At 71.8% G+C, this 26,671-nt stretch carries 30 protein-coding genes; 15 read left to right on the forward strand and 15 right to left on the reverse strand.

What is annotated here, in order from left to right; genetic code table 11:
* Positions 1-42: 42 nt before the first annotated feature.
* A complete protein-coding gene (locus ACZ6SA_RS14875; protein ID WP_465828320.1) occupies positions 43-675 on the reverse strand; it encodes an SDR family NAD(P)-dependent oxidoreductase in 633 nt (210 codons plus the stop codon).
* 90 nt (positions 676-765) lie between these two features.
* Between ACZ6SA_RS14875 and ACZ6SA_RS14880 the strand changes: the two genes are divergently transcribed.
* Positions 766-1,128, forward strand: coding sequence for a MerR family transcriptional regulator (locus ACZ6SA_RS14880; protein ID WP_347642543.1), 363 nt, complete (start codon positions 766-768; stop codon positions 1,126-1,128).
* Positions 1,129-1,159: 31 nt separating this feature from the next.
* Here ACZ6SA_RS14880 and ACZ6SA_RS14885 read toward each other — a convergent pair whose 3' ends face one another.
* The gene (locus ACZ6SA_RS14885; RefSeq protein WP_347642542.1) at positions 1,160-1,831 is read right to left on the reverse strand and encodes a TetR/AcrR family transcriptional regulator; all 672 of its coding nucleotides are present in this window, start codon (positions 1,829-1,831) and stop codon (positions 1,160-1,162) included.
* Between the two features lie 90 nt (positions 1,832-1,921).
* On the opposite strand from ACZ6SA_RS14885, the gene ACZ6SA_RS14890 reads away from it, so the two are divergent.
* Positions 1,922-3,058 (forward strand): DUF885 domain-containing protein, encoded by a 1,137-nt coding sequence (locus ACZ6SA_RS14890; protein ID WP_465828322.1) that lies wholly within the window; start codon positions 1,922-1,924, stop codon positions 3,056-3,058.
* On the opposite strand, the gene ACZ6SA_RS14895 is transcribed toward ACZ6SA_RS14890, so the two are convergent.
* Positions 3,032-3,793: a TetR/AcrR family transcriptional regulator gene (locus ACZ6SA_RS14895; protein ID WP_465828324.1), complete on the reverse strand. Its 762-nt coding sequence runs from the start codon at positions 3,791-3,793 to the stop codon at positions 3,032-3,034. The two genes, ACZ6SA_RS14890 and ACZ6SA_RS14895, sit on opposite strands and share 27 nt — an antisense overlap.
* Before the next feature lie 85 nt (positions 3,794-3,878).
* Here ACZ6SA_RS14895 and ACZ6SA_RS14900 point away from each other — a divergent pair, with 85 nt between their 5' ends.
* Both ACZ6SA_RS14900 and ACZ6SA_RS14905 read left to right on the forward strand, forming a co-directional pair.
* A complete protein-coding gene (locus tag ACZ6SA_RS14900) occupies positions 3,879-4,787 on the forward strand; it encodes an ATP-binding cassette domain-containing protein (protein WP_465828325.1) in 909 nt (302 codons plus the stop codon).
* Positions 4,784-5,560, forward strand: a complete 777-nt coding sequence (locus ACZ6SA_RS14905) for an ABC transporter permease (protein ID WP_465828326.1) — start codon at positions 4,784-4,786, stop codon at positions 5,558-5,560. The genes ACZ6SA_RS14900 and ACZ6SA_RS14905 overlap by 4 nt, the downstream gene beginning before the upstream one ends.
* Positions 5,561-5,575: 15 nt before the next feature.
* Here the strand turns inward: ACZ6SA_RS14905 and ACZ6SA_RS14910 are convergent, their stop codons facing one another.
* The 3 genes from ACZ6SA_RS14910 to ACZ6SA_RS14920 all read right to left on the reverse strand — a co-directional run bounded on the left by ACZ6SA_RS14910 (position 5,576) and on the right by ACZ6SA_RS14920 (position 8,755).
* Positions 5,576-6,184 (reverse strand): TetR/AcrR family transcriptional regulator, encoded by a 609-nt coding sequence (locus ACZ6SA_RS14910; RefSeq protein ID WP_347642537.1) that lies wholly within the window; start codon positions 6,182-6,184, stop codon positions 5,576-5,578.
* Positions 6,185-6,191: 7 nt separating this feature from the next.
* Positions 6,192-7,742 (reverse strand): MFS transporter, encoded by a 1,551-nt coding sequence (locus tag ACZ6SA_RS14915; protein ID WP_443151915.1) that lies wholly within the window; start codon positions 7,740-7,742, stop codon positions 6,192-6,194.
* A 146-nt stretch (positions 7,743-7,888) separates the two neighbouring features.
* Positions 7,889-8,755 (reverse strand): SDR family NAD(P)-dependent oxidoreductase, encoded by an 867-nt coding sequence (locus ACZ6SA_RS14920; RefSeq protein ID WP_347642535.1) that lies wholly within the window; start codon positions 8,753-8,755, stop codon positions 7,889-7,891.
* A gap of 106 nt (positions 8,756-8,861) precedes the next feature.
* Between ACZ6SA_RS14920 and ACZ6SA_RS14925 the strand changes: the two genes are divergently transcribed.
* Complete coding sequence (locus tag ACZ6SA_RS14925) at positions 8,862-9,257, forward strand: winged helix-turn-helix transcriptional regulator (RefSeq protein ID WP_347642534.1); 396 nt, start codon at positions 8,862-8,864, stop codon at positions 9,255-9,257.
* A gap of 64 nt (positions 9,258-9,321) precedes the next feature.
* Here ACZ6SA_RS14925 and ACZ6SA_RS14930 read toward each other — a convergent pair whose 3' ends face one another.
* Both ACZ6SA_RS14930 and ACZ6SA_RS14935 read right to left on the reverse strand, forming a co-directional pair.
* Complete coding sequence (locus tag ACZ6SA_RS14930) at positions 9,322-10,884, reverse strand: FAD-dependent oxidoreductase (protein ID WP_465828330.1); 1,563 nt, start codon at positions 10,882-10,884, stop codon at positions 9,322-9,324.
* A gap of 116 nt (positions 10,885-11,000) precedes the next feature.
* Entirely contained in the window at positions 11,001-12,023 is a 1,023-nt protein-coding gene (locus ACZ6SA_RS14935; RefSeq protein WP_465828331.1) for a hypothetical protein, read from the reverse strand.
* Between the two features lie 120 nt (positions 12,024-12,143).
* On the opposite strand from ACZ6SA_RS14935, the gene ACZ6SA_RS14940 reads away from it, so the two are divergent.
* Positions 12,144-12,776, forward strand: coding sequence for a TetR/AcrR family transcriptional regulator (locus tag ACZ6SA_RS14940; protein WP_443151920.1), 633 nt, complete (start codon positions 12,144-12,146; stop codon positions 12,774-12,776).
* Between the two features lie 130 nt (positions 12,777-12,906).
* Here the strand turns inward: ACZ6SA_RS14940 and ACZ6SA_RS14945 are convergent, their stop codons facing one another.
* The gene (locus tag ACZ6SA_RS14945; RefSeq protein ID WP_347642530.1) at positions 12,907-14,271 is read right to left on the reverse strand and encodes an MFS transporter; all 1,365 of its coding nucleotides are present in this window, start codon (positions 14,269-14,271) and stop codon (positions 12,907-12,909) included.
* 134 nt (positions 14,272-14,405) lie between these two features.
* Between ACZ6SA_RS14945 and panB the strand changes: the two genes are divergently transcribed.
* The gene (gene panB / locus ACZ6SA_RS14950) at positions 14,406-15,236 is read left to right on the forward strand and encodes a 3-methyl-2-oxobutanoate hydroxymethyltransferase (RefSeq protein WP_347642529.1); all 831 of its coding nucleotides are present in this window, start codon (positions 14,406-14,408) and stop codon (positions 15,234-15,236) included.
* A gap of 50 nt (positions 15,237-15,286) precedes the next feature.
* On the opposite strand, the gene ACZ6SA_RS14955 is transcribed toward panB, so the two are convergent.
* Both ACZ6SA_RS14955 and ACZ6SA_RS14960 read right to left on the reverse strand, forming a co-directional pair.
* Positions 15,287-16,225: a serine/threonine dehydratase gene (locus tag ACZ6SA_RS14955; RefSeq protein ID WP_465828332.1), complete on the reverse strand. Its 939-nt coding sequence runs from the start codon at positions 16,223-16,225 to the stop codon at positions 15,287-15,289.
* A gap of 46 nt (positions 16,226-16,271) precedes the next feature.
* Positions 16,272-17,444 carry a trans-sulfuration enzyme family protein gene (locus tag ACZ6SA_RS14960; RefSeq protein ID WP_465828334.1) on the reverse strand — a complete coding sequence of 391 codons (1,173 nt, stop codon included), beginning with the start codon at positions 17,442-17,444 and terminating at the stop codon, positions 16,272-16,274.
* A 269-nt stretch (positions 17,445-17,713) separates the two neighbouring features.
* Between ACZ6SA_RS14960 and ACZ6SA_RS14965 the strand changes: the two genes are divergently transcribed.
* The 5 genes from ACZ6SA_RS14965 to ACZ6SA_RS14985 are packed head-to-tail and all read left to right on the forward strand — an operon-like array spanning position 17,714 to position 21,745.
* Positions 17,714-18,403: an alpha/beta fold hydrolase gene (locus tag ACZ6SA_RS14965; RefSeq protein WP_347642526.1), complete on the forward strand. Its 690-nt coding sequence runs from the start codon at positions 17,714-17,716 to the stop codon at positions 18,401-18,403.
* Between the two features lie 45 nt (positions 18,404-18,448).
* Complete coding sequence (locus ACZ6SA_RS14970) at positions 18,449-19,336, forward strand: ABC transporter ATP-binding protein (protein WP_347642525.1); 888 nt, start codon at positions 18,449-18,451, stop codon at positions 19,334-19,336.
* Positions 19,333-20,052: an ABC transporter permease gene (locus tag ACZ6SA_RS14975; protein ID WP_465828337.1), complete on the forward strand. Its 720-nt coding sequence runs from the start codon at positions 19,333-19,335 to the stop codon at positions 20,050-20,052. The genes ACZ6SA_RS14970 and ACZ6SA_RS14975 overlap by 4 nt, the downstream gene beginning before the upstream one ends.
* An 8-nt stretch (positions 20,053-20,060) precedes the next feature.
* Positions 20,061-21,143, forward strand: coding sequence for a sensor histidine kinase (locus ACZ6SA_RS14980; RefSeq protein WP_347642523.1), 1,083 nt, complete (start codon positions 20,061-20,063; stop codon positions 21,141-21,143).
* Positions 21,140-21,745, forward strand: coding sequence for a response regulator transcription factor (locus ACZ6SA_RS14985; protein WP_443151926.1), 606 nt, complete (start codon positions 21,140-21,142; stop codon positions 21,743-21,745). The genes ACZ6SA_RS14980 and ACZ6SA_RS14985 overlap by 4 nt, the downstream gene beginning before the upstream one ends.
* Positions 21,746-21,774: 29 nt before the next feature.
* Here the strand turns inward: ACZ6SA_RS14985 and npdG are convergent, their stop codons facing one another.
* Together npdG and ACZ6SA_RS14995 are read right to left on the reverse strand one after the other, a co-directional pair.
* Positions 21,775-22,428 carry an NADPH-dependent F420 reductase gene (gene npdG / locus ACZ6SA_RS14990; RefSeq protein ID WP_347642521.1) on the reverse strand — a complete coding sequence of 218 codons (654 nt, stop codon included), beginning with the start codon at positions 22,426-22,428 and terminating at the stop codon, positions 21,775-21,777.
* A 97-nt stretch (positions 22,429-22,525) separates the two neighbouring features.
* Entirely contained in the window at positions 22,526-23,668 is a 1,143-nt protein-coding gene (locus tag ACZ6SA_RS14995) for a lipase family protein (protein ID WP_465828339.1), read from the reverse strand.
* A gap of 175 nt (positions 23,669-23,843) precedes the next feature.
* On the opposite strand from ACZ6SA_RS14995, the gene ACZ6SA_RS15000 reads away from it, so the two are divergent.
* Together ACZ6SA_RS15000 and ACZ6SA_RS15005 are read left to right on the forward strand one after the other, a co-directional pair.
* Entirely contained in the window at positions 23,844-24,422 is a 579-nt protein-coding gene (locus ACZ6SA_RS15000) for a hypothetical protein (RefSeq protein ID WP_347642519.1), read from the forward strand.
* A gap of 13 nt (positions 24,423-24,435) precedes the next feature.
* Positions 24,436-25,080: a cyclase family protein gene (locus ACZ6SA_RS15005; protein WP_465828341.1), complete on the forward strand. Its 645-nt coding sequence runs from the start codon at positions 24,436-24,438 to the stop codon at positions 25,078-25,080.
* On the opposite strand, the gene ACZ6SA_RS15010 is transcribed toward ACZ6SA_RS15005, so the two are convergent.
* Complete coding sequence (locus ACZ6SA_RS15010; protein WP_347642517.1) at positions 25,077-25,253, reverse strand: hypothetical protein; 177 nt, start codon at positions 25,251-25,253, stop codon at positions 25,077-25,079. The two genes, ACZ6SA_RS15005 and ACZ6SA_RS15010, sit on opposite strands and share 4 nt — an antisense overlap.
* Before the next feature lie 32 nt (positions 25,254-25,285).
* On the opposite strand from ACZ6SA_RS15010, the gene map reads away from it, so the two are divergent.
* Positions 25,286-26,134: a type I methionyl aminopeptidase gene (gene map / locus ACZ6SA_RS15015; protein ID WP_347642516.1), complete on the forward strand. Its 849-nt coding sequence runs from the start codon at positions 25,286-25,288 to the stop codon at positions 26,132-26,134.
* An 18-nt stretch (positions 26,135-26,152) separates the two neighbouring features.
* Here the strand turns inward: map and ACZ6SA_RS15020 are convergent, their stop codons facing one another.
* Positions 26,153-26,542 carry a sensor histidine kinase gene (locus tag ACZ6SA_RS15020; RefSeq protein ID WP_347642515.1) on the reverse strand — a complete coding sequence of 130 codons (390 nt, stop codon included), beginning with the start codon at positions 26,540-26,542 and terminating at the stop codon, positions 26,153-26,155.
* Positions 26,543-26,671: the final 129 nt, after the last annotated feature.

Raw genomic sequence — 26,671 nt, forward strand, 5'->3', positions numbered from 1 at the left:
CCTGCTGCACCAGCTCCCTTCCCGCCATCGGCGGTCTCCTGCTCACCCGCCGGCGCCGCCGTGCAGCACCTCCCGGTCCCAGCGGGACCTCGGCTGGGTGTGCAGGCGCCAGTAGTGCTCGGCGATGTCGTCGGGGTCGAAGTCCGTGCCGGGCGCGACGGGCCCGGCCACGGTGACGCCGGCCACGTGCACGCCCGACGATCCCCACTGCTGGTCGAGGATGTCCACCAGGGTCCGCACGCCGGCCTTGCCGAGCGAGAGGCTGGTGTAAGCCGCCTTGGGCTCGGGCATCCCGCCGGTGATGAGGAACGAGCCGCCGCCGCGCCCGGCCATGGCCGGTACGACGTGCGCGGCCGCGATCAGCGCACCCACCACGTTGACCGCCCAGGCGTCGAGGTGCGAGCGCATGCTCGCCTCGGCGGGCGTGTCGGGCCGGATGACGGCCGCGTTGTAGACCACGACGTCCGGCGTGCCCAGCTCGGCGGCGGCCGCGTCGAGCGCCGCGCGCAACTCGTCCTCGTCGGCGCTGTCGGCCCGGTAGGCGCGCGCACCCTCCAGGTCCAGCGTCGTCCCTGACCGCGAGACGAGGGCGACCTCCATGCCCTCATTCGCGAACCGGCGGGCGACGGACCGCCCGATCCCCGGTCCTGCCCCGATCACCACCGCACCCGGCATCATCAGCTCCTTCGTGTTGTTGCTCTAGAACAATGGGACGGTAAGGCGTCACATCGATGTGAAGGTCAAGTGTGAGGGACAAGGGAGCACATGCGGATCGGTGACCTGGCCCGGGAGACCGGGGTGAGCAGGCGGCTGCTGCGTTACTACGAGGAGCAGGGCCTGCTCAGGCCCGTGCGGCTGCCCAACGGCTACCGCGACTACGGCGACGCGGACGTCGCCGCCGTCCGCCACATCCGGATGATGCTGGCCGCCGGACTGCCGACGTCGGTGATCGCGCGGTTGCTCGACTGCGTGCATGACGACGGCGGACGGATGGTGCCGTCCGGCTGCCAGGGCATGGCCGGCAGCCTGCGGAGGGAACGCCGGCGCCTCGCCGAGACCATCGAACGGCTCCAGACGTCCCAGCGCGCCCTCGACTCCCTGCTGGCCGCCGTCGCGGAACAGCGGTGACCGCGGACGGGCCCGGCCCGAGCCGGCGACCTCAGCCGGGTGGCAGGCGGGTCGCGATGCCGTCGAGGATGAGGTCGAGCCCGAGCAGGAACTGGGCGTCGAAGTCGCCGTTGTCCACCTGGGCGTGCCGGGCGAGCTCGCCGGCGTGGTCGTCGAGATGCCGGGTGACCTTGCCGCGGATCTCGGCGTCGGCTCCGGCCGTGCGTACGGTGTCCCACCAGGTGTTCTCCGACGCGACGAAGCCGTTGACGTACGAGCTGAGCGTGCCGACGGCGGCGACGAGCGTGGCGCCGCTCAGCCCGGCGCCGGCCAGCGCGGAGTAGAACACGCGGGAGCGGGCCACCGCGTTCGGCCCGAGCAGGGGACGCGTGGCGGTGAGCGCGGGCACCCAGGGGTGGCGGCGCATCACCTGCCTGCTCTGGGCGAGCTGGCGCACCAGGAGCTCTCGCCACGGGCCCGCCTCCGCCGGCTCGATCTCGCCGATCACCTCGTCGAGGGCCAGGTCGAGGACGTCCTCCTTGCTCCTGACGTACTCGTAGAGCGACATCGTCCCCGCCCGCAGGCGCGCGGCCAGCGCCCGCATCGAGAATCCGGCCACGCCCTCGGCATCAAGGAGCGCGACGGCGGCCGTGACGATGCGCTCGCGCGTCAGCCGTGGCCGGCGCGGCCGGTCGTCGTCGCGGAACCAGATGGATTCCGGCACGCTCCCGCTCCCTTTCCGCGCGCGTTTCCGTGCACTGTACGGAAAACCGTACGGCTAGCTTAGGGCGCCCAGGACAGAGGAGGAGAATCCATGGCAGAGCAGCGGTGGCAGCACGACTTCGCGATGCTGGCGTTGCGGGTCGACCAGGCGCTGGGCGGCGGCATGCTCATCTACTCGGGTCCGGCGGCGTGGAGGGCGACGGCGGAGTCGGAGCCGCCCGCCGCCCCGGGCGAGCTGGCCGGGGAGGCGGATCGGCTGCTGGAGTCCGCCCCGTCGGCATACCTGGCCGCACAGGTGCGCGCGCTGCGGGCCGTCGCCCGCCGGCTGGACGGCGAGCGGCTGCCCCTGGCCGAGTACGCGCGCGAGTGCCTGGGCCTGGAGCCGCGACGGCTGCCCGAGGAGGTGTTCGAGCAGGCGCACGCGGAGCTGGACGCGGCGCTCCCGAGGACCGGCGGGTCGCTGGCCGACCGGATGCGGGCGTGGCAGGCGGCCCACACCCTGGAGCCGATCGAGCGGCTGCCGGAGCTGGCGGCCAGGGCGGTGGCCGAGACACGGGCGCGGACGAGCGCGATCATCGCGCTGCCGGAGGAGAGTGTGGAGGTCCGGCTCGTGGAGGGGGTGGCGTTCCACGCGGCCGGCGCGTACGAGGGCGGCCTGAAGTCCACGATCCACGTCAACAAGGCGATCCCGTTCAACCTGGCCGATCTGCTGTACGTCATCGCGCACGAGGGCCATCCCGGGCACATCGCCGAGTCGCTGCTCAAGGAGCACCGGGACGGCCAGAGCGTACGGTTCATGTTGTCGCCGTCGTTCGTGCTCAGCGAGGGCCTCGGCCTGCTCGCCGAGGAGCTCGTCTTCCCCGGCGAGCAGGCGCGGGCCTGGCTGGACGAGCACGTCTTTCCCGAGGCCGGCATCCGGCCCGACGGGAGCGACCTGGCCGCGATCCACCACGCGAAGAACGTGTTGTGGGGCGTCTGGGGCAACGCCGTGTTCATGGCGGAGGAGGGGAGGGGCGAGGCGGAGCTGGCCGCGTACCTGGGCCGGTGGGCGTTGTACAGCGAGAGCGAGGTGGCGCTGGCCATGGGGCTGATCAAGCCGTCGCCGACGAGCCCGTACCTGTTGGGATATTTCCATGGATGGGAGCTTCTGCGGCCCTGGGCGACCACCCCCGACCGGGTCCGCCGCCTGCTCACCGAGCAGCTACTTCCCGCCGACGTCATCGCCTGACGCGCGCCGCGCGATCAGCGCCTCGACGCCGTCGAGCAGCAGCTCCAGGCCGAAGCGGAAGTCGCTGTCGTCGACCCACCCTTCGGCGCCGCGCAGCGCGCCCGCGCGCACGGCGGCCGACAGCGCCGGGTAGGTCCCGGCGTCGAGCAGCCCGGCCAGGGCCTCGCCGTAGTCCTCGGCTCCCTCGACGCCCGGGCCGTCGGCCTGCGGCTCTCCGGACGTGGCCACGAGCGCCGCGTCGGTCAGCGCGTAGCCCGCCAGGACACTGGCCACGTTGACCTTCTCCCCGCCGTCCAGCCCCATGCCGTCGAGCGCGGCGAGCAGGCGGTCGAGCCAGAGCAGCCGCCGGGGGCCCAGCGGCGGGGTGAGCCGCGAGATCGGCAACAACCACGGGTGCTCAAGGAGGGTGTCGCGCTGGGCGCGGGTCCAGAGCTCGAGATAGTCGCGCCAGGGCCGGCCCGCGGGGTCGGGCGGCATCGGCACGACGAAGTCGGCCATCGCGGTGAGAAGGTCCTCCTTGCTCCCGACGTAGCGGTAGAGCGCCGTCGCCGCCGCCCCCACCCGCGAGGCCACGCTCGCCATCGAGACCCCGGTCAGGCCTTCAGCATCGGCGATCTCGATGGCGGCCGAGGCGATCGTGGCCAGGTCGAGCCGCGGCCTCGGGCCTCGGCGCGAGACCGGCTCGCGCCCCCACAACCGCTCCACCACGGGCGGCAACGACCGCTCCTGCGACATTCGGGTTCCTCCTTGACTCACTCCTAGGATTCTGCATTACCTTAAAACTATGAACGTCATACACAGTACGCCATTCACAGAAGCTGTGCACGCCAGAGGACTAACCAAGTCCTTCGGCGGCAGGCCGGTGCTCGCGGGGATCGACCTGACCGTGCCCACCGGCTCCCTGCTGGCCCTGCTCGGGCCGAACGGCTCCGGCAAGACCACCACCGTGCGCATCCTGACCACCCTGCTCGCGCCGGACGGCGGCACCGTCACCGTGGGCGGCCACGACGTCACCCGCGAGGGTGCCGCGGTACGCCGCGTGATCGGGCTGACCGCTCAGCAGGCCACGGTCGACGGGCTGCTGACCGGCCGGGAGAACCTCGAGCTGTTCGCCGGCCTCTACCACCTCGGCGGGAGGCAGGCCCGCCGGCGAGCGGGCGAACTGCTCGAACGCTTCGACCTGACCGCCGCGGCCGGCCGTCAGGTCTCCACCTACTCCGGGGGGATGCGCCGCCGCCTCGATCTCGCCGCCAGCATGATCTCCAACCCCAGGATTCTCTTCCTTGACGAGCCCACCACCGGGCTCGACCCGCGCAGCCGGGCCGAACTGTGGTCGGTGATCCGCGAACTGCTCGCCTCCGGCACCACCATCCTGCTGACCACCCAGTACCTCGACGAGGCCGACCACCTCGCCGACCGCGTCGTGGTGATCAACGGCGGGCGGGTCGTGGCCGACGACTCCCCCGCCGCGCTCAAACGCCAGGTCGGCGCGGAACGCCTGGTGATGCGCCTGTCGCGGGCCGACGACGTGCCCCGTGCCGGGGCCGCGCTCGCCGACGCCCACCTCGGCCAGGACTCCCGCGAGGTCACCGTGGCCGTCCAGGACCCCCGGCACCTGCACAGGACGCTGGACCTGCTCGACCGGGCCGCGATCGACGTCGAGCACGTGGCCCTGCGCGCCCCCACCCTGGACGACGTGTTCTTCGAGCTCACGGCGGCCGCGGCGTGAGCGCCCTCGTCACCTCGGCGGGCGACCTTCGCCGCCTCGTCGTCCGCGACCTGCGCCGCGAACTGCGCGTCCTCGACGGCCTCATCGTGAACACGGCGCTGCCCGTGATCATCATGCTGCTCTTCGTGTACGTGTTCGGCGGCGCGATCACCACCGGCTCCAGCGGCCTGGCCTACATCGACTTCGTCGTCCCCGCCGTGCTGCTCATGTCAGGCGGGTACGGAGCCGCCCTGTCGGCCGTGAACATCTCCGAGGACCTGACCGGAGGCATGATCGACCGTTTCCGCACCCTGCCCATCAGCGGGTGGGTGGTGCCCGCGGGGCACGTCGTGGCATCGGTCGTGCGCAACGTGGCATCGTCCGCCATCGCCCTGCTCGCCGCGATCGTCCTCGGGTTCCGCCCCGAGGCCACCCTCACCGGCTGGGCTCTGGTGCTGGCGCTGGTCGCGGGATACGTCCTGGCGATGTCCGCCCTCGCGGTCGTGTGGGGGCTGCTGGTCAAGTCGGCCCAGGCGGCGGGAGCGTTCAGCTTCGCGGTGCTCTTCGTGCCGTACGTCTCGGACGGGATCGTCCCCGCGGAGACGATGCCGGGCGTGCTGCGCGACTTCGCCTACAACCAGCCGGCCACACCGATCATCGAGACGCTGCGGGCACTGCTCCTCGACCGGCCCGTGGGCTCGTCGGGGGCGGTGGCGGCGGCGTGGCTGATCGGTGTGGTGGTGATCAGCGTCCCGGTCGCGGCCCTGCTCTTCCGCCGCAGGACCGCCGCCTGACGGCCGCTCCGCCGATCAGGGCCTGGGCGTCATCCCGGCCAGGACCACGTCGACCACCCGTACGGCGAGGTCGGGAGCGAGCTCGCCACCGGGCCCCCACTTGGTGTGCCAGAGCATCGTCCCTGAGAGCAACGCCATGCCCATGTCGACGTCGAGGTCGGGATTGAGCTCGCCGGAGGCGATGCCGCGCTCGATCACCGCGCGCATCGCCTCCCTGCGAGGTGTGATGGCCCGCTTGACGAACCGCTCCATCAGCTGCGGATATCGATCGGCCTCGCTCATCGCGATGTTCATCACGCAGCGGCTGCGGGGCTGGCCCGCCTCCCTGCGCATGGCGTCGAGCAGGCTGATCAGGTCGTCGCGCACCGATGTGCCGCCGAGCTCCGGCAGCGGCGCCTTGAGCGTGGCGAGGGCGTCGACGACCAGATCTTCCTTGTTGGACCAGCGCCGGTAGATCGTGGTCTTGCCGACGCCGGCCCTCGACGCGATCGCCTCGATGGACAGCTCGGACACACCCATGCCTTCGCCGAGCAGGTCGAGGGTCGCCTCGATGATCGCCTTCTCGGCCTTCTCGCTGCGCGGACGGCCCGCCGGGCGGGCAACCGCTGGTTCCTGGATCGTCATCGCGGCCTCACACTGTAGCGGGTTCCCTCTGTTCCGTCTGCCGCACCGGTCGCGGCTTGCCGGGCATCCACCTCGCCACGACCACGATGCCGAGCAAGCCGACCACCGCCGACACCATGGCCGTGACGTGCATGCCTTCGACGAACGCGGCGAACGCCGGCTTGATCAGCGCCTGGCCCTGCTCCCCCAGAGCCTGGGCGACGCCCATCGTCCCCATGATCGACTCACCGGCGGCGTGCTGGGCGTCGGCGGGCAGGCCCGCCAGCACCGGCGCCATCTCGCCCCGGTAGCTGGAGGACAGCACCGAGCCGAGCACCGCCACGCCGAGCGCGCCGGCCAGCTGGCGGACGGTGTTGCTCATCGCGGATCCGACACCGGCCTTCTCCCTGGGCAGCGACTCCATGATGGCGGTGGTCGCGGGCGGCATGATGTTGGCCATCGCCGCACCCTGCACGAAGAAGACGATCTCGATCAGCAGGATCGGCGTGTTCTGGTCCATCAGAGCGTAGCTGCTCAACGCCAGGGTCACCACGATCATGCTCACCGTGGCCGACAGCTTGGCGCCGAACCGCTCGTTCACCCGCTGGCTGAGCGGCGCGAAGATGAGCTGCGCCGCGGCGAACGGGATCATCAGCGCTCCCGCCTGCACCGGCGTGAACCCCAGCACGATCTGCAGGTAGAAGGTCAGGAAGAACATCCCGCCCATCATCGCGAAGAAGACGATGCCCATCATGCCGATGGCCGAGCTGAAGCGGACGTTGGCGAAGTTACGGACGTCGAAGACCGGGTGGTCGATGCGCCGCTCCCACCACACGAACACGCCGAGCACCGCCAGGCCGAACAACGTCGGCACCAGCACTTCGGCGCTGGCCACGGTGGCGAGTTCGCCGCCGCGGATGATGCCGTACACGATGGCCACCAGACCGATGATCGACAACGCCACGCCCAGCGGGTCGAGCCTGGACGGCTTCGGGTCACGCGACTCGGGCACGACCATGGAGATCAGGACCAGGCTGACCAGCACGATCGGCACGTTGACCAGGAACACCGAGCCCCACCAGAAGTGCTCGATCAGCAGGCCGCCCGTGATCGGGCCGATCGCCACCGCGAGACCGACGCCGCCGGCCCACACGCCGATGGCCTTGCCACGCTCACCGGGCGGGAACACGTTGGAGATGATCGCCAGCGTGGCCGGCATGATGGCCGCGCCGCCGATGCCCATCGCCGCCCTCGCCAGGATCAGCTGCGTCGGATCCTGGGCGTAGGCGCTGGCCAGCGAGGCCAGCCCGAACAGCACCATGCCGATGAACAGCATGCGCTTTCGCCCTGTTCGGTCGCCGATCACGCCGAACGTGAACAACAAGCCGGCGAACACCAGCGTGTAGGAGTTGATCGCCCATTCGAGCTCGCTCTGCGTCGCCCCCAAGCCCACCGTCTCGTCGGCGATGGTCTTCATCGCGACGTTGAGGATCGTGTTGTCCAACACGACGGCCAGCAGGCTGAACACCAGCACGCCGAGAATCGCCCATCGGCGTGGATGCCCCGTTTTCGGGTCCATGACAAGGTCCTTAATTTCGATACGCCCAAGTTTCGCAACGACACCGTAGCGCAATGCATTCCGATACGCAACGGTCCCGTTTCGTTAATCCGTGCGAACTCCGCGACCGAACCGGATCACTGCCGCCACCCCCGCCACGCGAGACGTCAGCCGGAGAAGACGCGCTCGGCTTCGTCGCGTCGGGTGTGCAGGTCCCAGTAGAGAGGGGCGATCTCCTCGGGCTCCGCGGTCGGGGCTCCGGGAGGGCCGCCCCCGCCGATCCACACGTCGATGGCGACGTGCGCGGCCTGGACACCGGTGCCGGCCAGCTCCTTGTGCAGGTTGAGCACCCAGTTGCGCAGCGCCGCCTGGGCGGCGTTGACGTTGCCGAGTATCGGGTGCGGGTCGAGCGAGCCGCCTCCGTTGGTGTAGAGCAGGGTGCCCGCGCCGGCCTCACGCATCGCGGGGAGGACGGCCCGGGTGGCGGTGATGGCGCTGTAGAGCAGCAAGTCGATCAGCCACTGCACGTCGGACGGGTTGGTCTGGGACGGCGAGGCGAGGGCGATGGAGCCGACGCTCGGGGCCGGGGAGTGCTCCAGGACATCGATGCCGCCGAAGAGAGTGGCGGCGTCCTTGAGGGCCTGGGCCAGCGCGTCGTGGTCGAGCACGTCCGCCGGGAACGCGGCGGCGGTGATGCCCTCCGCGGTGAGCCGGCCGACGAGGTCGTCGAGCTTGGCCCGGTTGCGGGCGATGAGAGCGACATCGTAGCCCTGGGCGCCGAAGGTGCGGGCGATGGCGAGGCCCATGCCGGGGCCGGCGCCGACGATGGCGAGAGCAGGCATGATCAGTTCACTTTCTCTCGAGTACGGGGTCAGGAGGTTGCGGAGGGGACGGCGCAGCCGTCGGAGCGCAGGCAGGAGCATGGCCGCCGGGGGCGAGGTGACCACCTCCACGTGCTCGACGGCTCGCGCCAGGCGATGGCCGCCCAGCCCGCACCAGGGGAAGGCCACCTCGGACCAGAGCTCGACCTTCATGGCATCCCCTCCAATTCTTACTATTTGTGCGTAACGTCAAGATAGGACAGCATGGAGGGGCCTACAAAAGGCACATCACTGTGCGTCACGGAGAGGAATGTGCGTCATGGAGCACGCAGGGGGATCGGCGGCCGCCGCGAGCCGGGGGCCCTGCGCGGCGATCCCGGCCGACCAGATGGCCTTCATCCGCCAGATCCTGGACCGGGTCGGCGACAAGTGGAGCATGCTGATCATCGCGATCCTGGAGGACGGCGCCCTGCGCTACACCGACCTGCAGCGCGACGTCCCCGGCATCTCCCAGCGCATGCTCAGCCACACCCTGCGCCAGCTTCAGCAGGACGGGCTGATCACCCGCACGGCCTACGCGGAGGTCCCGCCGCGCGTGGAGTACACCCTCACCCCCCTCAGCCGTGGCCTGCTCGACATCGTCAAACAGCTGATCGGCTGGGCCTCCGACCACCACGACGAGATCCGCGCCCACCGCGCCGCAGCCGGGTCCTGACCCCGTCCCGGCCCTCCGCAAGCCTGCCACCGGCCCGCGTCGGCTGCCTCCGTAGGTGCCCGAGTCAGGTGCGGGCGGGCTTGATGACTCCGCACCACCGCTGCAAGGCTGCTCGGAGCGTCCCGATCTCCGTGGGATCGGGCCGAGGCGATGCAGATGCCCAGGCCACGTAACAGTCCGGCCGGAGGAGCAGGGCGGTGGGCGCGGGGGTCTGGGAGCGCGCCGTGACGACATCGACCTGGTCGTGCCCCAGGGCGAGTGTCTCCGCCAGTGATGATTCTTCGGTCAGGTCGAGCAGCAGAGGGCGTGCGGTTCTGGTCAGCTCGGCCAGCCGGACCGGCCCGGTCGCGGTGTGCAGGTCCATGTCCGGGGCGAACCGGCCGGTCAGCGGGTGCGCCTCGGGTACGCCCATGTCGTAGCGGACGTCGGCGCCTGCGGTGAGTCCGGCCAGGCGCCGCACCGCGCTCGGGTCGCGGAGCAGTTCGGCGAACACCTCGCGCAGTCCGGTGACATCGCTGCCGGGGGCGATCAGGGCCGCCTGTGCCTGCGCGTTCAGCACCATGCGCCGGGCGGCCGATCGCCGCTCTGTCTCGTAACTGTTCAGCAGCCCGGGCGGGGCGCTTCCCCGGATCTCGGCGGCGAGTTTCCAGCCGAGGTTGACCGCGTCCTGCAGGCCGAGGTTGAGCCCCGGACCGCCTCCCGTGGCGGCGTACACGTGGGCGGCGTCACCGATCAGGAACACCCGGCCGTCGGCGAACCGTTCGGCGATCCGGGTGTTACCGCCGGTCAGCCGGCGCAGCGCGTGCGGTCCTTGGCCGTCGGGTGGCCCGAGCGGCACGTCGACGCCGAGCACGCGGCGGATACTCGTCCCCAGCTCCTCCAGGCTCATCGGAGCGTCGGTCGCGGGCTGGTCCCACTCGGTGGTGCTGACCAGCGGTGGATGGCCGGGCATCGGCGCGTAGGAGAACCCCCCGTTATCGGTGCGGTGGGGCATGAACGGCATGACGGCGCCGTAGCCGGGCACGTTCAGCGCGCCGGTCGCGGGATCGACCCAGTCCTCTGGGATCGTCGCATGCGCCGAGCGAACGGTCATCCGGTCGTGGGTGATTCCGGGGAACCCGATGCCGGAGAGCTTGCGCGTGGCGCTGTGGGCTCCGTCGGCACCGATCAGGTACCGGGCCCGCAGGTGGTACTCCCCGTCCGGGCTCGTGACGTCGACGGTGACGGCGTCGTCGTCCTGCGCCAGGCCGACGACCTCGTGCCCCCGCCGGATGTCCACGCCCAGTTCGACCGCTCGCTCCTGCAGAACCCGCACGACACGTCGCTGCGGCACCGGCAGGGCGTGGACGGGGCTGTCCTCCAGCAGGCTCAGGTCCAGGCCCATCGCGCCGAACATGAAGTACGCGGAGTTCGGCCGCGGCGGTTCCTGGCTGCCGCTGAGACGTTCGTGCAACCCGCGGTGGTCGAGCATCCTCACGACCTGACCGAGCAGTCCGTTCGCTTTCGGTTCCCGGCTGGGCTCGGGCAGCCGCTCCAGCACGAGCGGCCGGACCCCTGCCAGGCTCAGTTCGCAGGCCAGCATCAGCCCGTTGGGGCCGCCGCCGACGATGACAACATCTGTGATCATATGTACTCCCTTGTTCGCCCGCAGGGGGGCGGGTCGGATGAGGCGCTGAAGCGCTCGCCCGGCCGGCGGGCGGCGGCCGGCGAGGCTCGCCGCAAGACGCGGGCATGGCGACGCGGTCAGCCGCGGTAGCACTCAGCGAGGGCGATGAAGGCGGCCTTGGGTTCCCAGGACATGTCGGGGTAGGTGTCCCCGCGGCGGTCCTCGAGGACTTTGACGATGCCCGGACTGGCCAGGTCGAGATCGTCGCGGGGATCGCCGTCGGGGCGGTGCGGGAAGTTGTCGAGCGCGAAGAGGAAGACAAAGGCGCTGTCGACACCTGCGGCGTCGTAGATCTCCAACAGCTCCCGCAGGTATGCGGCCTGGCCGGGCTCGTCGCGGACGCACTCGCTGTTCAGCCGGACCGGCACGCCGGTGTCCTCGCCGAACTCGACGACCTCCAGTACGCGGCCGCCCCTGTCACCCGCGCCACGGTAGGCGGCGGTGCCGAACTCGGTGATCGCGACCGGCTTCCCCTGCGCGACGAGGGTGCGTACGGCCTCGGCGAACGGGCCGGCGACCTCGGCCGACCGGTAGAGATCCACGCCCACGATGTCGAAGGAGGCCCAGTCGACGCGCTCGAGCGGTATGGAGGCGTAGGTGATCCGGCCGCCGAATCGCTCGCGAATGAGTGCCACGGCGCCGGACAGGAAGTCGTTGACCCGCGCGCTGAGCTCGCCTGCCCGCTCGGCCAGCCGATCTCGCCGAGCCAGCAGCCCGAGCCTGTCCTCCTGGGTGTCGCCCGGCAGGAATCCCTTGTTCATCAGGCTCAGCTCGGCGCCGGCGACGAACACGACCTCGGCGCCCCGCTGCCGGATCCGCTCCGCCCGCTCAGCGCAGTCGGCGAACAGCGACAGCGTCTCCTCGGAGGTCAGCTCCAGAGGGTAGGGCGAGAACCAGACCTCCAGGCCGAGGTCGGCGGCGTACGTCGCGGCCAGCTCCAGCCGCCCGGGGTCACCGCCGATGACGCGGACCGCGGTGCAGTGCAGGTCGTCCCTGATGATCTCCAGCTCGCGCTTGACCACGTCCGGGTCGAAGCGCTCGCGGGAGGACCCTCTGTTGCGGATGAAGCCGGTGTCGTAGGTGATGCCCTTGGCCCTCATTGCACGGGTCCTTCCTGTGGGATGAGGACGCCCAGGCTATGAAGAAACTTGCGTGCACGCAAGTTTGCGCACACGCATTCAAGCTGGAATGCTGGGACGGTGACGACGAGACGGACGGGGTTGCGCGAGCAGAAGAAGCAGGCCACCCGAGAGGCCTTGCGCGCGGCGGCCCTGCGGCTGGCCCTCGAGCGTGGGCCGGACAACGTGCGCGTCGATGACATCGCCGAGGCCGCCGGCGTCTCACCGAGGACGTACAACAACTACTTCTCCAGCCGCGAGCAGGCGATCGTCGCCGCCGTCGCCGGCGAACGGGAAGCGCGAGCCGCGGCGGCGGTGGCCGATCGGCCCGCCGGCGTCGGCCTCGCCGACGCCGTCATCGAAGCGATCGTGGATCAGTACACCGTCCCGGACGAATCCGGCCGGGACGCGCTGCTGCTGATCACCACCCGTCCCGCACTGCGCGACGCGTTCGTCGAAACCACCACCGCGATCGAACATCCTCTTACCGACGCGATCGCCGACCGTCTGGGCGATGGCGACCCGCACACCGCACGGGTGCTCGCGGCGAGCGTGGCCGCCGCAGTTCGCGTGGCGCTCGAGCAGTGGCTGCAGACGACTGCTTCGTCCTTCACGACCAGCGGGCTCGTCGTGCCGTCCGGCTCGCTACCGGACCTCCTTCGCACCACGCTCGCACCCCTCGCACCCGCACTCGACGCCGCCGAGCAACGAGCACTCCACCGCCGGCATCGGTGACCTCCCGCCTCGAGAAGCGGCGGCCCCGGCCTCTGCCGCCGGGGCGTCGCAGGCGCGTGGGAACCCGCCGAACACCCCCGATCAGACCGCGCCCGCTCACGTGCGACCACGCGGACCCGCGACGACCTGCTCAAGTGAGTGCGGCGGGTCCTTCCTGACGTAGCGGAGCGTCCTCCACCAGGACCGGAGGCTCCCCCATCGGCGTGAGCGAGGCGTCGTTCTCCAGTGCCCGGACGACCTCATGTCCCTGCACGCCGGACGTCCCCTCCACCGCCGCCGCGGACCCGCCCTCCGGCCGCGGCGCAGCGGACCGGCTCAGCGCGGTGGATGTCATCGGGCGGCGGCGCCAGAACGGGAGGGCGATCATCACCGTGGCCACCCCCACCAGGCCGGCCACGGCGAACGCCCAGGCCGGACCCGTCCCGTCGATGACGGCCCCCGCGATCGGCGCCGAGACGGCACCGCCCACCAGCAGCGCGGTGCCGTGGAAGCCCATCGCCTCTCCCCTCGCCCCTGCGGGCACCCAGCGGCTGAGCACGTCGACGGTGGACGACAGGGACGGCGCGCAGAGCATGCCCGAGGGCAGCAACGCCAGGACCAGCCAGTGCCAGCCGCCGCCCACCCACGCCACGGGGACGGTCAGCAGGCCCATGGCTCCGATGAGGACCAGCGGCGAGAAGCCGCGGGACAGGCCACCGTACAGGAAACCACCGATCAGGGAGTAGACCGCCCAGATAGCCACGGCGAGCCCGACCCACGCTGTCTGGCCTGCGTGCTCCATGGTGGCGACCAGAGCGAGCTCGGCCGCCGTGAGCACGAACGTGGCCGCCGCGACCGTGCCGAGCAGCGCCACGAACGCCGGCGTGACCCACTGCCTCCTGGGCACCTTGACCGCCTGCTCCGCCATCTCGTCGGCCGAGCGGGTGGGCGGGTTGAGCACGATCAGCCCCACCCCCGCCGACGTCACCCCGAGCCCGATGACGGCCATCGTCGGGCCGCTGCCGAGCGTCGTGACGCCGGCCACCGCGAGCGCGGGACCGGTCATGTAGGACAGCTCGACCAGCATCGAGTCGAGCGCGAAGCCGCTGCGCCGCTGGGGCTCGGGCACCATGGCGGCCAGGCACTGCCGCGTCACGCTGAAGACCGGCAGCCCCAGCAGCCCCGCCACCGCCGCCGCCACGGCGAGGACGGGGAACGGCAGCGCCCACGCGCACGCCCAGAACACCGCCTGCGCCACGGTCGTGACGACGACCACGGGACGCAGCCCGTGCTTGTCGACGAACCTGCCCGCCAGGGGCGAGCCGATCGCCATGCCGATCGTGCTGGCCATGGTGACCAGCCCGGCCTTGGCGAAGCCCAGATCGAGCGTGGTGGCGACGTGCAGGGTCAGCGCCATGCCGACCGCCGTGGACGGGATGCGCGCCAGCAGCCCCACCAGCAGCAACGTGGGGAGACCCGGAATCCTGAGCAGGCGCCGGTAGGGGTCAAGAGCCATGGTGTTCGTTACCTCCGCGCTGATTCTGGCAAGAGGCACCGACAGTTCTGCCACTCGTTTTCCGCGCGTGCCATCATCGGAGGAGTCCGGGGACGCCGCCGGGGCGCCTCGAGACCTTTCTGGAGTGATGACACATGTCCTCTTCAACCACGCTGTACGGCGGCGCCGCCGGACGCCGCGTCACCGTCCGCGACCTCGTCGCCGCCAAGGAGCGCGGAGAGCGGTGGCCCATGGTCACCGCCTACGACGCGATGACGGCGAGGGTGTTCGACGCGGCGGGCATCCCCGTCCTGTTGGTGGGCGACTCGGCGGCCATGGTCGTCTACGGCCACGACTCCACGCTCCCCGTCACGGTCGACGACCTGCTGCCGCTCACGGCGGCCGTCGTACGCGGGTCGTCGCGCGCGCTGGTGGTCGCCGACCTGCCGTTCGGGTCGTACCAGTCCTCCCCGCGGCAGGCGCTGGAGACGGCGGCGCGCTTCATGAAGGAGGCGGGCGCGCACGCGGTCAAGCTGGAGGGCGGCCGCCGGGTCGTTCCCCAGGTCGAGGCGCTCGTCTCGGCGGGCATCCCGGTCATGGCGCACCTGGGCCTGACCCCGCAGTCGGTCAACGTCATGGGCGGCTACCGCGTCCAGGGCCGCGGGCAGGCGGGGGACGAGCTCATGTCGGACGCCAAGGACCTGGAAGGGGCCGGCGCGTTCTCGGTGGTGCTGGAGTGCGTGCCGGCCGATCTGGCGCAGCGGATGACGACGTCGCTCGCGATCCCGACCATCGGCATCGGAGCGGGCCCGTCGACGGACGCGCAGGTGCTGGTGTGGCAGGACCTCATGGGACTGACGCCGCGGCCGGCCAAGTTCGTCAGGCAGTACTCGGATCTGGCCGCCGAGATGGACCGCGCCGTCCGCGCCTTCGCGGCCGACGTCGCATCCGGCGCCTTCCCCGCGCCCGAGCACACCTACCGCTGACCGCGGCGCACCGGCGCTTTCCTGTCGGGGCGGGGGCGGCTCACGGGCAGTCAGGCGGCCAGGGTGGCGGGATCGGTGTTGGAGCCGCAGACGACGACCCCCACCCGCTCCCCCGGGCTCGGTGCGTAGACGCCCGACAGGAGCGCCGCGTACGCGGCCGCGCCGGCGGGCTCGGCCGCGATCCGGTGCCGCTGCCAGAGAGTGCGACGGGCGGCCAGGATGGCCTCGTCGGTCACGAGCGCGCTCTCCACCCTGGGGCCGGAGAGGATCTCGAAGGCCAGGCCGCCGATCTTGCTGGCGCCCAGCGCGTCGGCCCCCACGCCGCTCACCTCGACGGGCACCGGCCGGCCCGCCCGCAGCGCCGCCGCCAGGGTCGGGATCCGCTCGGGTTCCACGGCGACGATCCGCGGTCCCGCGCCGGAACCGCCCGCCGTGCTCGCGGTGCCCAGCGTGACGCCGGCGGCGAAGCCGCCGCCGCCGACGGCCACCACCACCGTGTCCACGCCACCGGTCTGTTCCACGATCTCCAGCCCGGTGGTGCCCTGCCCGGCGATCACCTCGGGCTGGTCGTAGGCGTGCACCGCCAGCGCGCCGGTCTCGGCGGCGCGTTTGGCGGCGGCCTCGGCGGCCTCGGCATAGATGGCGCCGGTCTGCGTGATGTGCGCGCCCAGCGCCTCCAGCCCCGCCACCTTCACCGGGCTGGTCACCTCGGGGACGAAGATCTCGGCCCGCACACCCAGCTCTCGCGCCGCGTACGCCACCGCGAGCCCGTGGTTGCCGCCGCTGGCCGCGATCACTCCGCCCGCGGGCAGCTCGCCCGCCGACAGGATGCGGTTGAACGCCCCGCGCACCTTGAAGGACCCCGAGTGCTGGAGCAGCTCGAGCTTGAAGAACAGCCCGGGCGAGATCTCGAGCACCGGGGTGCGGAGCGCGAGGCCGCCGATCCTCCTGGCGGCGGCCAGCACGTGCTCGTGGGCGACGGTGGTCACGGTGTCCCCTTGTTCGTCGTTGCGGATCTGATCGCAGAACCCGACCCTATGCCAGCGCCTGGGCGATGTCGGACCACAGGTCCTCGGGGTGCTCGATGCCCACCGCGATGCGCACCGTGCCCTCGCCGATGCCGCTGCGCGCCAGTTCCTCCGGGCTGAGCGACCGGTGCGAGGTGGTGGCGGGGTGCAGGATGAGCGTCTCGACGCCGCCCAGCGAGGGGGCGAGCAGCGCCAGGCGTACGGAGCTCATGAACTTCTCACCGGCCGCCCGCCCGCCGGCCAGGTCGAACGCGAACACCCCGCCGAACCCCGGCAGCAGCTTGCCCGCCAGCTCGTACGAAGGGTGCGAGGCGAGCCCCGGCCAGTGCACCGCCGTCACGGCGGGGTGCTCGGCGAGCCGGACCGCCAGGTGACGGGCGTTGGAGCAGTGGCGTTCCATGCGCAGTCCCAGCGTCTGGAGCCCGCGCAGCGTCAGCCAGGCCGCGAACGGGTCGGCCGAGGCCCCGAGCTCGATCGAGAAGTGCCACACCTTCTCGTAGAGTGCCGCGTCGGCGAAGACGGCGAGCCCGCCGACCACGTCGGTGTGCCCGGACAGATATTTGGTCGTGGAGTGGACCACGACGTCCGCCCCGTGCTCGATCGGCCGGCAGAGCATGGCCGTGGCGAACGTGTTGTCGACCACGGACAGGATGCCCAGCTCGCGTGCGGCCGCGCACATCCCGGGCAGGTCGGCCACGAGGGTCATCGGGTTGCTGATCGTCTCCAGGTAGACGAGCCTGGTCTCGGGCCGCACGGCGGCGCGCAGGGCCGCGGGGTCGTTCTCCGGCACGTACGTGACCGCGATCCCGAACCTGCCCGTCAGCTCGTTGAGCATGGCGGCGGTCCCCCCGTAGAGGGATCGCTGGGCCACCATGTGGTCGCCGGGCTTGAGCAGGGCGAGCAGGACGGTGTTGATCGCGCCCATGCCCGATCCGGTGGCCACCGCTCCGGCGCCGCCTTCGAGCCCGGAGACGGCCAGTTCGAGGGAGCGGACGGTGGGGTTGGTGTAACGCCCGTAGACGAACGCGCCGTCGGGGCGGCCCATCGACGTGGCCATCACGGCGGGGTCATCGAACACGAACCCCGAGGTCTGATAGATGGGAACGCTGATCGGGCGGCTGCCCTCGACGGCCGGCTGTGGCGGGTGCACGGCCCGCGTTTCAGGTCGGAATTCGCTCATAGGTTAAGGATCGCCCATAAAAGGGACTCCACGGCAGAGCCCATGCGCCGGAATCGCTCCGGAGAGGCCGGCCATGATGACCCCGTCGATCCGCCGGGACGCGGGCCGCCGTACTCGCTGCTCGCCGCCAGGCTGCGGGCGCGACCGCGCGCAGTCCCGAGGACGGCCTTTCGCGGGCGGTGAACACCCTGGCAGCGGCCTGGGACGTCTTCAAGAATTCGGACAAATCGGTCTCCCATCGGACCCTGGTCATCTGACAGGGTGGGGTCATGAAAACGACCTTCGTACTCGTGCACAGCCCAGCGGTCGGGCCCTCGACCTGGGCTCCCGTGGCCGAGTCGCTGGAGCGCCGCGGGCACGCGGCGGTGGTGCCCGACCTGACCGGCGTGACCGCGGGAGAGGCGCCCTACTGGCCGCGGGTGGTGGAGAAGGTGCGCGCGGCCACCCCTCCCGGCACCAGCGTGGTGCTGGCCGGGCACAGCAACGCCGGGCTCTACCTGCCGTTGATCAAGGAAGGGCTCGACGGGCAGGTGGTGGCCTGCGTGTTCGCCGACGCGGGCCTCCCGCCGCGCGACGGGCCGGTCAAGGTCGCCGAGGACGGGTTCCTGCCGTTCCTGCGCGACCTCGCGGGCCCCGACGGGATGCTTCCGCGCTGGACCGACTGGTGGGACGAAGAGGACGTGGTGGCCCTGCTGCCCGATCCGGCGGTACGCGTACGGGTCGCGGCGGAGCAACCACGGCTGCCGCTCGACTACTACACGCAGTCCCTGCCCGTGCCCGCGGGGTGGGACGACGTCAGGTGCTCGCTGTTGTGGTACGGCCCGCCGTACGACTCGATCGCCGAGGAGGCCGCGCGGCGCGGCTGGCCCGTGACCCGCCTGCCCGGCCGGCACCTGCACCAGGTGATCGACCCGGAGGGCGTCACCGACGCGCTGCTCAAGCTCTCCGGAAAGTCGTGAATTCTTCACTGCCGTCCGCGATCGGGTCCGGCGATAGTCGGATCCATGACAGCGATCGACGTGACCGGGCTCAGCAAGAGCCACCAGGGTTTCCCCGCGGTGAAGGACGTCTCGTTCGAGGTGGCCGAGGGTGCGATCTTCGCGCTGCTCGGCAGGAACGGCGCGGGCAAGACCACGACGGTCGAGGTGCTCGCGGGTTTCCAGCGCGCCGACAGCGGCACGGTGCGGGTGCTCGGCCTCGACCCCTGGGCCGACAGGGCCGCCGCGCGACAGCGCGTCGGGATCATGTTGCAGGAGGCCGGGTTCTTCCCTGACCTGACGGTCGCCCGGACCGTCGACATCTGGCGTGACTTCACCGCCGTGCCCCGCCCGCGCGACGAGGCGCTGGAGCTGGCCGGGCTGGCGGGCAGGTCCGGTACGAAGGTGCGCCAGCTCTCCGGCGGCGAGAAGCGCCGGCTGGACCTCGCGCTCGCCCTGCTGGGCCGCCCCGACGTGCTGTTCCTCGACGAGCCGACGGCCGGCATGGACCCCGAGGCGCGGGCGCGAACCTGGGAGGTCGTCCGCGACCTCGCCGGGCAGGGCACCACGGTCCTGCTGACGACCCACTACCTCGAGGAGGCGCAGCGCCTGGCCTCCGCCCTGGCGATCATGGACAGGGGCGAGATCGTGGCCTCGGGCGGGATGGCCGAGACTCTCGCGGCGCGGAGCGGGCGGGTGGCGTTCCGGATGCCCGCCCAGGTCCGTCCCGCGGACCTGCCGCTGCCGGTCACCCTGGAGGGCGGCAACGCCGTCTGCCGCGCCGAGGATCCCGACCTGGCCGCGCAGACGCTGCTCAGCTGGGCCGCGTCGCGCGGCGTGCGCCTGACCGGCCTGGAGGTCCGCACGGCCACCCTCGAAGACCTCTTCCTCGACCTGTCCGGGAGCGCCCGATGAGCTTGACCGCCACCTACCGTCTCGGCACCCGCCTGTTCTGGCGGGACAAGTCCATGGTGTTCGCCTCGGTGATCACGCCCGTCGGGCTGGCCGTGGGGATGCCCGCCCTCATGCGGAACGTGACCTCCGGCGGCGTCGCCGCCGCCACCCACATCTTCCAGGGCGCGCTCGCGCTGCTGCTGGCGATCACCGCGTTCATGAACGTCGCCGTCGCCCTGGCCGCCCGCCGCGACCAGCTCGTCCTCAAACGGCTGCGGGCGACCCGGCTGACCGACGCGCAGATCCTCACCGGCCAGATCGCCGGCACCGCCACCCAGACCGTGGCCGTGATCGCGCTGTGCACGCTGGCCGTCCACCTCGTGGCCGACGTTCCGATGCCCGCGAACCCCCTCGCCTTCGCCACCGTCACCATCGCGGGCTCGGCCGTGCTGTCCCTGCTCGGCGCCGCGTACACGGCCGCGATCCCGCGGGCGGAGCTGGCGGCGGCGTTCACCACGCCGGTGTTCCTGGTGGCGGGCGTCTCCGCGGGCGCGATGGGCCCCGTCCCGGTGCCCGCATGGCTGCGTCCCGCCCTCGACCTGCTGCCGACCACGGCCGTCGTCGACGCCGTCAGGACCGGCGACCTCGTCGTGCCCCTCCTGGTCCTGGCCGGGTGGACGCTGGCCGGGCTGGCCGCGATCCGGCTGTGGTTCCGCTGGGAGCCGCGCAGGTCATAATCGTGCCCGTGGTCTCGTCATCCGCCAGGCGGCTCGCGACCGGGCTGATCGTCGGCGTCGCATGCGCCTACACCATGATCGCGCTGCTCTACTTCCAGCACGGCGCGGGCTACGGCGTGCTGGCCGCCATCGCGATCACGGCCGTGGTCACCACCTACTCCGTCAACATGCGGGCGGCGCTGCGCGATGGGCGCCCGCCGCTCTTCCCTCTCACGCTCGTCCTCCAGGCGGTCGCCACCTACCTGCCCGAGCTGCTGCCCGGCGGCTGGTCGGCCGTGGCGGCCCCGATGCTGGCCGGAACCCTGCTGGTGTTCCTGCCGCTGCGCTGGGGCGGCGCGCTGGTGGGGCTCATGATGGTGTACGAGGGCGCCGTCCTCTCCCTCAGCGGGGCCGTGCCCGTGATCGTCGCCTTCTACGTGGTCACCGTGCCCACGACGGGCGCGATGACGTACGCGCTGGTGCGGTTCGTCCGGGTGACGGTCGCGCTGGAGGAGGCCAGGGCCGAGCTGGCGGACGCCGCGGTGCTGAAGGAACGCCTGCGCATCTCCCGCGACCTGCACGACGGGCTCGGCCGCAGCCTCACCGCGATCGCGCTCAAGGGCGACCTGGCCGCCCGCCTCATGGACCGCGACCCCGGCTCGGCCCGCACGGAGGTGGGGCAGCTGGTGCAGGTGGCGAGGGAGGCGGCCAAGGACGTGCGGCAGGTGGCCAAGGGCTACCGGGCGCTGTCGCTGGCCGGTGAGGTCGACAAGGCGGTGGCGCTGCTGGAGTCCTCCGGGGTGGCGGCGCAGGCGCACCTGGCCGACGTACCGCTCCCCAGGCGTTCCGAGGAGGCGCTGGCCTGGGCGGTGCGCGAGGGGGTCACCAACGTCCTGCGCCACAGCAGGGCCACGACCTGCACGATCACCACGTCGCTGCACGGCGGGACGCTCCGCCTCGAAGTGGCCAACGACGGCGCGCCGGCCGGCTCGGAGCCGCGTGGCGGCGGGCTCACGGGCCTGGCGGAGCGGGCCGCGCAGGCGGGTGGCTCCTGCGCCGCCACCTCGACGGGCACCGGCGGCTTCCTGCTGGCCGTGGAGGTCGCGGCATGATCAGGGTGCTGCTGGCCGAGGACATGCACATGATCCGCGCCGCCCTCACCGCCCTGCTCGGCCTCGAGTCCGACATCGACGTGGTCGCGGAGGTCACCCGCGGCGACGAGATCGTGCCGAGGGCCATGGAGGTCCGCCCCGACGTCGCCGTCGTCGACATCGACCTGCCGGTCGTCGACGGCATCACCGCCGCCGCGGCGTTGCGGGAGCGCCTGCCGTCCTGCCGGATCCTCGTGCTCACCGCCATGGGCCAGCCCGGGCACGTGCGCAGGGCGCTGGCCGCCGGCATCGAGGCGTTCCTGGTCAAGGACGCCCCCGGCGACCGGCTCGCGGACGCCGTCAGGCGCACCGCCGCGGGGCTGCGCGTGCTGGACGCCGAGCTGGTCTCGTCGGCCATGGAATACGGGGAGAGCCCGCTGACGCCCAGGGAGTCGACCGTGCTCAGAGAGGCGGCCGGAGGCGCGTCCGCCGAGGACATCGCCTCCCGCCTGCACCTGTCACCCGGCACCGTACGCAACTACCTGACCGGGGCGATCACCAAGACGGGCGCCCGCAACAAGATCGACGCCATCCGCATCGCCGAGGACGCCGGCTGGCTCTGAGCCGGAACCCGGCGCGCGCCCGCCGCCGGTCAGATGTCGGTGATGCGCAGTCCGGCGTGCGCCTTGTAGCGGCGGTTGACGGAGATGATGTTGGCCGTCAGCGCCTCCACCTGGCAGGCGTTGCGCAGCCGTCCACCATAGACGCCCCGCACTCCCGGGATGGCCTCGGCCAGGGCCTGCACGGTGCCGGTGGCCTCGCGGTCGTCGCCCAGCACCAGCACGTCGAGGTCGACCTTCTCCACCGACGGGTCCATCAGCACGACGGCCGACACGTGGTGGAAGGCCGCCACCACCCGGCTGTCGGGCAGCACCGCGGCGGCCTGCTGCGCGGCGCTGCCCTCCTCGACGGGCAGCGCGTACGCCCCCTGCTTGTCGAACCCGAGCGGGTTGACGCAGTCGACCACGATCTTGCCGGCCAGCTCGGCGCGCAGGGACTCCAGCAGCGCTTTGTGCCCTTCGTACGGCACCGCGACGATCACGAGGTCCGCCTGGGAGGCGACGGCGGCGTTCTCGTCGCCCGTCGCACCCGCTCCGATGGAGCCGGCCGCCTCCTGGGCTCGCTGGGCGCTGCGCGACCCGATCAGCACCGGATGCCCCGCCAGCGCGAACCGCCGCGCCAGCCCTTTGCCCTGGTCGCCGGTGCCGCCGAGGATGCCGATGGAAAGCCCGTTAACGTCAGTCATAGCCAGATCATGCCAGCTCCACCCCGCCGGACCGGCAGCCGGGCTCGCCGCAGGCGAGCCCGGCGTGAAGGAGCGCCGGTGAGCACGGCCCGGCGGGTCAGCAGTTGCCGGACGCGGGCAGCCCGTACATCCGCAGCGCCAGCCACTCGATGGCCAGCGGCCCGCCCTCGACGGCCCCGGTGACGTGGTCGGGCGCGGGCAGCGACACCCAGCGCACGGTCACCCCGGCCCGGCAGTACGCCGAGCGCAGCGTCGATCCCACCGACAGCGGGATGATCTCGTCCCCGGTGCCGTGGTACAGGAACATCGGCACCTGCGGGGCCGCGGACCCGAGCCGGTTCTCCGCCAGGCGCGCCTGCCACTTCGGCTGGCCGAGCAGGTCGATCGGGCTCAGGTCGGAGAAGCGGAGCCCGGCCAGCCTGTCCAGGTCGCCCACGCAGTCGTCGGCGGCGTCGGCGAGCAGCGCGCGGCCCCGGTCGTTGAGGTCCGCCTCGAGGCCGAGCTCGGGGTAGGCGGCGTCGAGGCCCACACCGGCGGCCGCGGCCAGCCCGAAGTCGTCGCCGCCGTCGAGGTGGTTCGCCACGGCGTGCAGGTCGGCGGGGACGCCGCCGGCCGCGACGCCCTTGAGCCGCAGCTCGGGCGCGTACGCGGGCTGCAGCTGGGCGGCCCAGCCGGCGGACGCGCCGCCCTGGGAGTAGCCCATGACGGCGACGGGCGCCCGGCTCGACAGCCCGGAGCCGGGGACGCGGGTGGCCGCCCTGATCGAGTCGAGGACGGCGTGCCCCTGCGAGATCCCGGCCATGTACGTGTGCGGCCCGGGCGTGCCGAGCCCTTCGTAGTCGGTCATCGCCACCGCGAACCCCTTGAGCAGGAACAGGCTCACCAGCGCGAGCTCGGCCTCCCGGCCCTGGCTCATGGCGGCGGAGGGGGCGCACTGGTCGCCCAGCCCGTGGGTGCCGACGGCGTACCCGACGATCGGGCGCGTGCCGAACGGGTAGCGGCCCTTCGGCACGAGCAGCGTGCCGGAGACCGTGTTGAGCGAGCCGGTGGCGGAGGTGGAGCGGTAGAGGACGTGCCAGGCGTTGACCGGCACCTCGAGCAGCCTGCCCGGCAGCAGGTAGACGGTGGTGGGCTGGGCCGAGACCACGTCGCCGGGGGTCGCGGCGCGGGCGGGGGCGGCGATGAGAGACATGATCGATAACAGGATCACTGACATGCTGACGCGGACTCGAAAGGTCATGTGCCGCCCCTCTCCTTGAGGATCACACGCTCGGGGACGGCGGCGCCGCGAGCCCGATCGTTACTCGCAAGTAACCCCCTGTCAAGGCCCGATTCGACCGATAAATCCACCTCGTGTCCGCACGCCACTCCCGAATCAGCCACCCCGGAAGTACGACGTCAGGCACCATGGATGAATGGACTCAGGATCGGTGGCACTCCTGCGCGAGCTCCTGACCGACACCGGCTGGATCGACCGCGCGCGCGAGCTGGGGCTCGCCCTGCGCGCCACCCGCTCGCCCGGAGGCCTGCTGCTGGTCGGCCCTCCCGACGACGAGCCCTGGCACCTGACGGCGCATCTCAGCGACGAGGCCCGATACTCCGGGCTGACGCAGCTCTCACCCACCCTGGTGCGCTGGACACCGCCGGCCGACGCTCCTCCCCACCTGCGTGTCGGCCTCGACCGCCTGGAGCGGGCGGCCCGGGGCGAGACGTTGTTCGTGCTGGCCGAGGAGCAGGCCCCGGTCCCGCTGCTCGAACGCGTCGACGACGCGCGGCGCACGGGCGCGACGATCCTGGCGATCGAGGGCGGCGACGCCGAGCTGACCGGCCTCGCCCATGACGCGATCGCGGTGCCGCGCGGCGGGCTGGTGTCGTTCGACGGCGCGCAGCACCTGGTGAGCGCGGCGGCCGGCGAGGTGGAGCGGCGTCCTGGTCTGCGCGAACGCCTGGCCCGGCTGCTGGAGAAGGTCAGCGGCCCTCAGATGACCGACTAGTAGGAGGCGCCGCGTGATCGTCGAGCTCAGCCACCGCATCGTCGAGGGGATGACCACCTATCCCGGCATCCCCGCTCCGAAGCTCGGGGTGCACCTGAGCCGGGAGGACTCCCGCAGCTTGTACGCGCCGGGCACGGAGTTCCACATCGGCGTGATCACGCTGGCCGCCAACACCGGCACCTACGTGGACACCCCGTACCACCGCTACGCCGGCGGCGACGACCTCGCGCGGGTGCCGCTGACGAAACTGGCCGACCTTCCCGGCCTGGTGATCCGGGCCGGAAGGCAGCGGGCGGTGACCCTCGACCGGGCACTCGACGTACGCGGCCGGGCCGTGCTGATCCACACGGGATGGGACCGCCACTTCGGCACCGGCGCCTACGCCCAGGGCCACCCGCACCTGGCCCCCGAGTCGGCGGCCTGGCTGGCGGAGCAGGGCCCGGCGCTGGTCGGGATCGACTCGCTCAACATCGACGACACCCCGCCGCACGGCGAACGCCCCGCCCACTCGATCTTGCTGCGCGCGGGGATCCCCGTCGTGGAGCACCTGACGGGGCTGGGCGCGCTGCCCGACGAGGGTTTCCGCTTCCACGCCGCGCCGCCGATGGTCGCCGGCCTCGGCACGTTCCCCGTCAGGGCCTACGCGGTCGTGCCCTAGTCGTCCTCCTCGTCGGCCTCATCCCATGCCTTGTTGCGGTCGGCGGCACGCTGCAGCGCCCCGGCGGCCTCCTGCTCGGACGCGTAGGGCCCCATCCGGTCCTTGTTGGGGCACCCCTTGTCGGGCTCGACCCTCATGTGCTTGAGGCAGAACCACCACTGGCCTTCGCTCACGAGGTCAATTCTGCCCCGTAGACTCATGTTTCATGACGACACTGCTCCAGCCAGGGCGAGTTTCGCCCATGCGAAAGGTCCCCGCCCACATCGAGCGGCCGGAGTACGTCGGCAAGAAGCGCCCCACCACCGGCGAGTCCGACGTGAAGACCCCCGAGATGATCGAGCGCATGCGGGTGGCGGGCAGGATCGCCGCCCAGGCGCTCGAAGAGGTCGGCAACAACGTCCGGCCGGGCGTCACGACCGACGAGCTCGACAGGATCGGCCACGAGTTCCTCATCGACCACGGCGCCTATCCGAGCACGCTCGGCTACAAGGGCTATCCCAAGTCGCTGTGCACGTCGATCAACGAGGTGATCTGCCACGGCATCCCCGACGACACCGTCCTGCGCGACGGCGACATCGTCAACGTCGACATCACCGCCTACATCGGCGGCGTCCACGGCGACACCGACGCCACCTACCTCGTGGGCGAGGTCGACGAGGAGTCGCGGTTGCTGGTGGAGCGCACGCGCGAGGCGATGACGCGCGCGATCAAGGCGGTCGCGCCGGGGCGGCAGCTCAACGTCGTGGGCCGCGTCATCGAGGCGTACGCCAAGCGGTTCGGCTATGGCGTCGTGCGCGATTTCACCGGCCACGGCATCGGCACGAGCTTCCACTCCGGCCTCATGGTCCCCCACTACGACGACCCGTCGTTGCGGGTGGAGCTGGTGCCCGGGATGACGTTCACGATCGAGCCGATGCTGACGCTGGGGACCATCGACTACGACATCTGGCCCGACAAGTGGACCGCGGTCACGAAGGATCGCAAGCGCACGGCCCAGTTCGAGCACACGATCGTCGTCACCGACACGGGCAGTGAGATCCTCACCCTGCCCTGACCGCGCTCCGAGGCACCGTCACCGGCGCATGGGCACCACCCCGGTCACCGTGGTGCCCTCTCCGGGCACGCTGTTGACCGACAGGCTCCCGCCGATCTCCGCGAAGGCCGCCCGCATCCTGGCGATCCCGCGCCCCGTCAGCGGCGCGGGATCACCCTTGCCGTTGTCGCTGACCGTCATGCGCAGCCCGCTCCTGCCCGCGGTGACGGCGATGGAGACGGTCTTGGCCCTGCTGTGACGCTCGACGTTCGACAGTGCTTCGCCCATCGCGGCCATGACACCGCGTGTCACGCGCGACGGCACGTCCGTGGCGGGCAGCGCCCAGGTCTCGACCTCGATCCCCGTGCGCTCCGACCACTCGATGAGGCAGGCCTCCAGCGCCTCGGCCAGGCTCTGCCCCCCGCGCATCCGCGTCTCTTCCGACAATGGTCTCGCCTCTCTTGGCACCCCGGGCTCGCGCCGCACCCCACTCCGGCGCTCCCAACCGCGCGGCACGCAATCCCCCCTCAAGGTTGCGTATGCCAGCGAATGAGGTTA

This window comes from Nonomuraea sp. NPDC049378 (assembly GCF_055586745.1).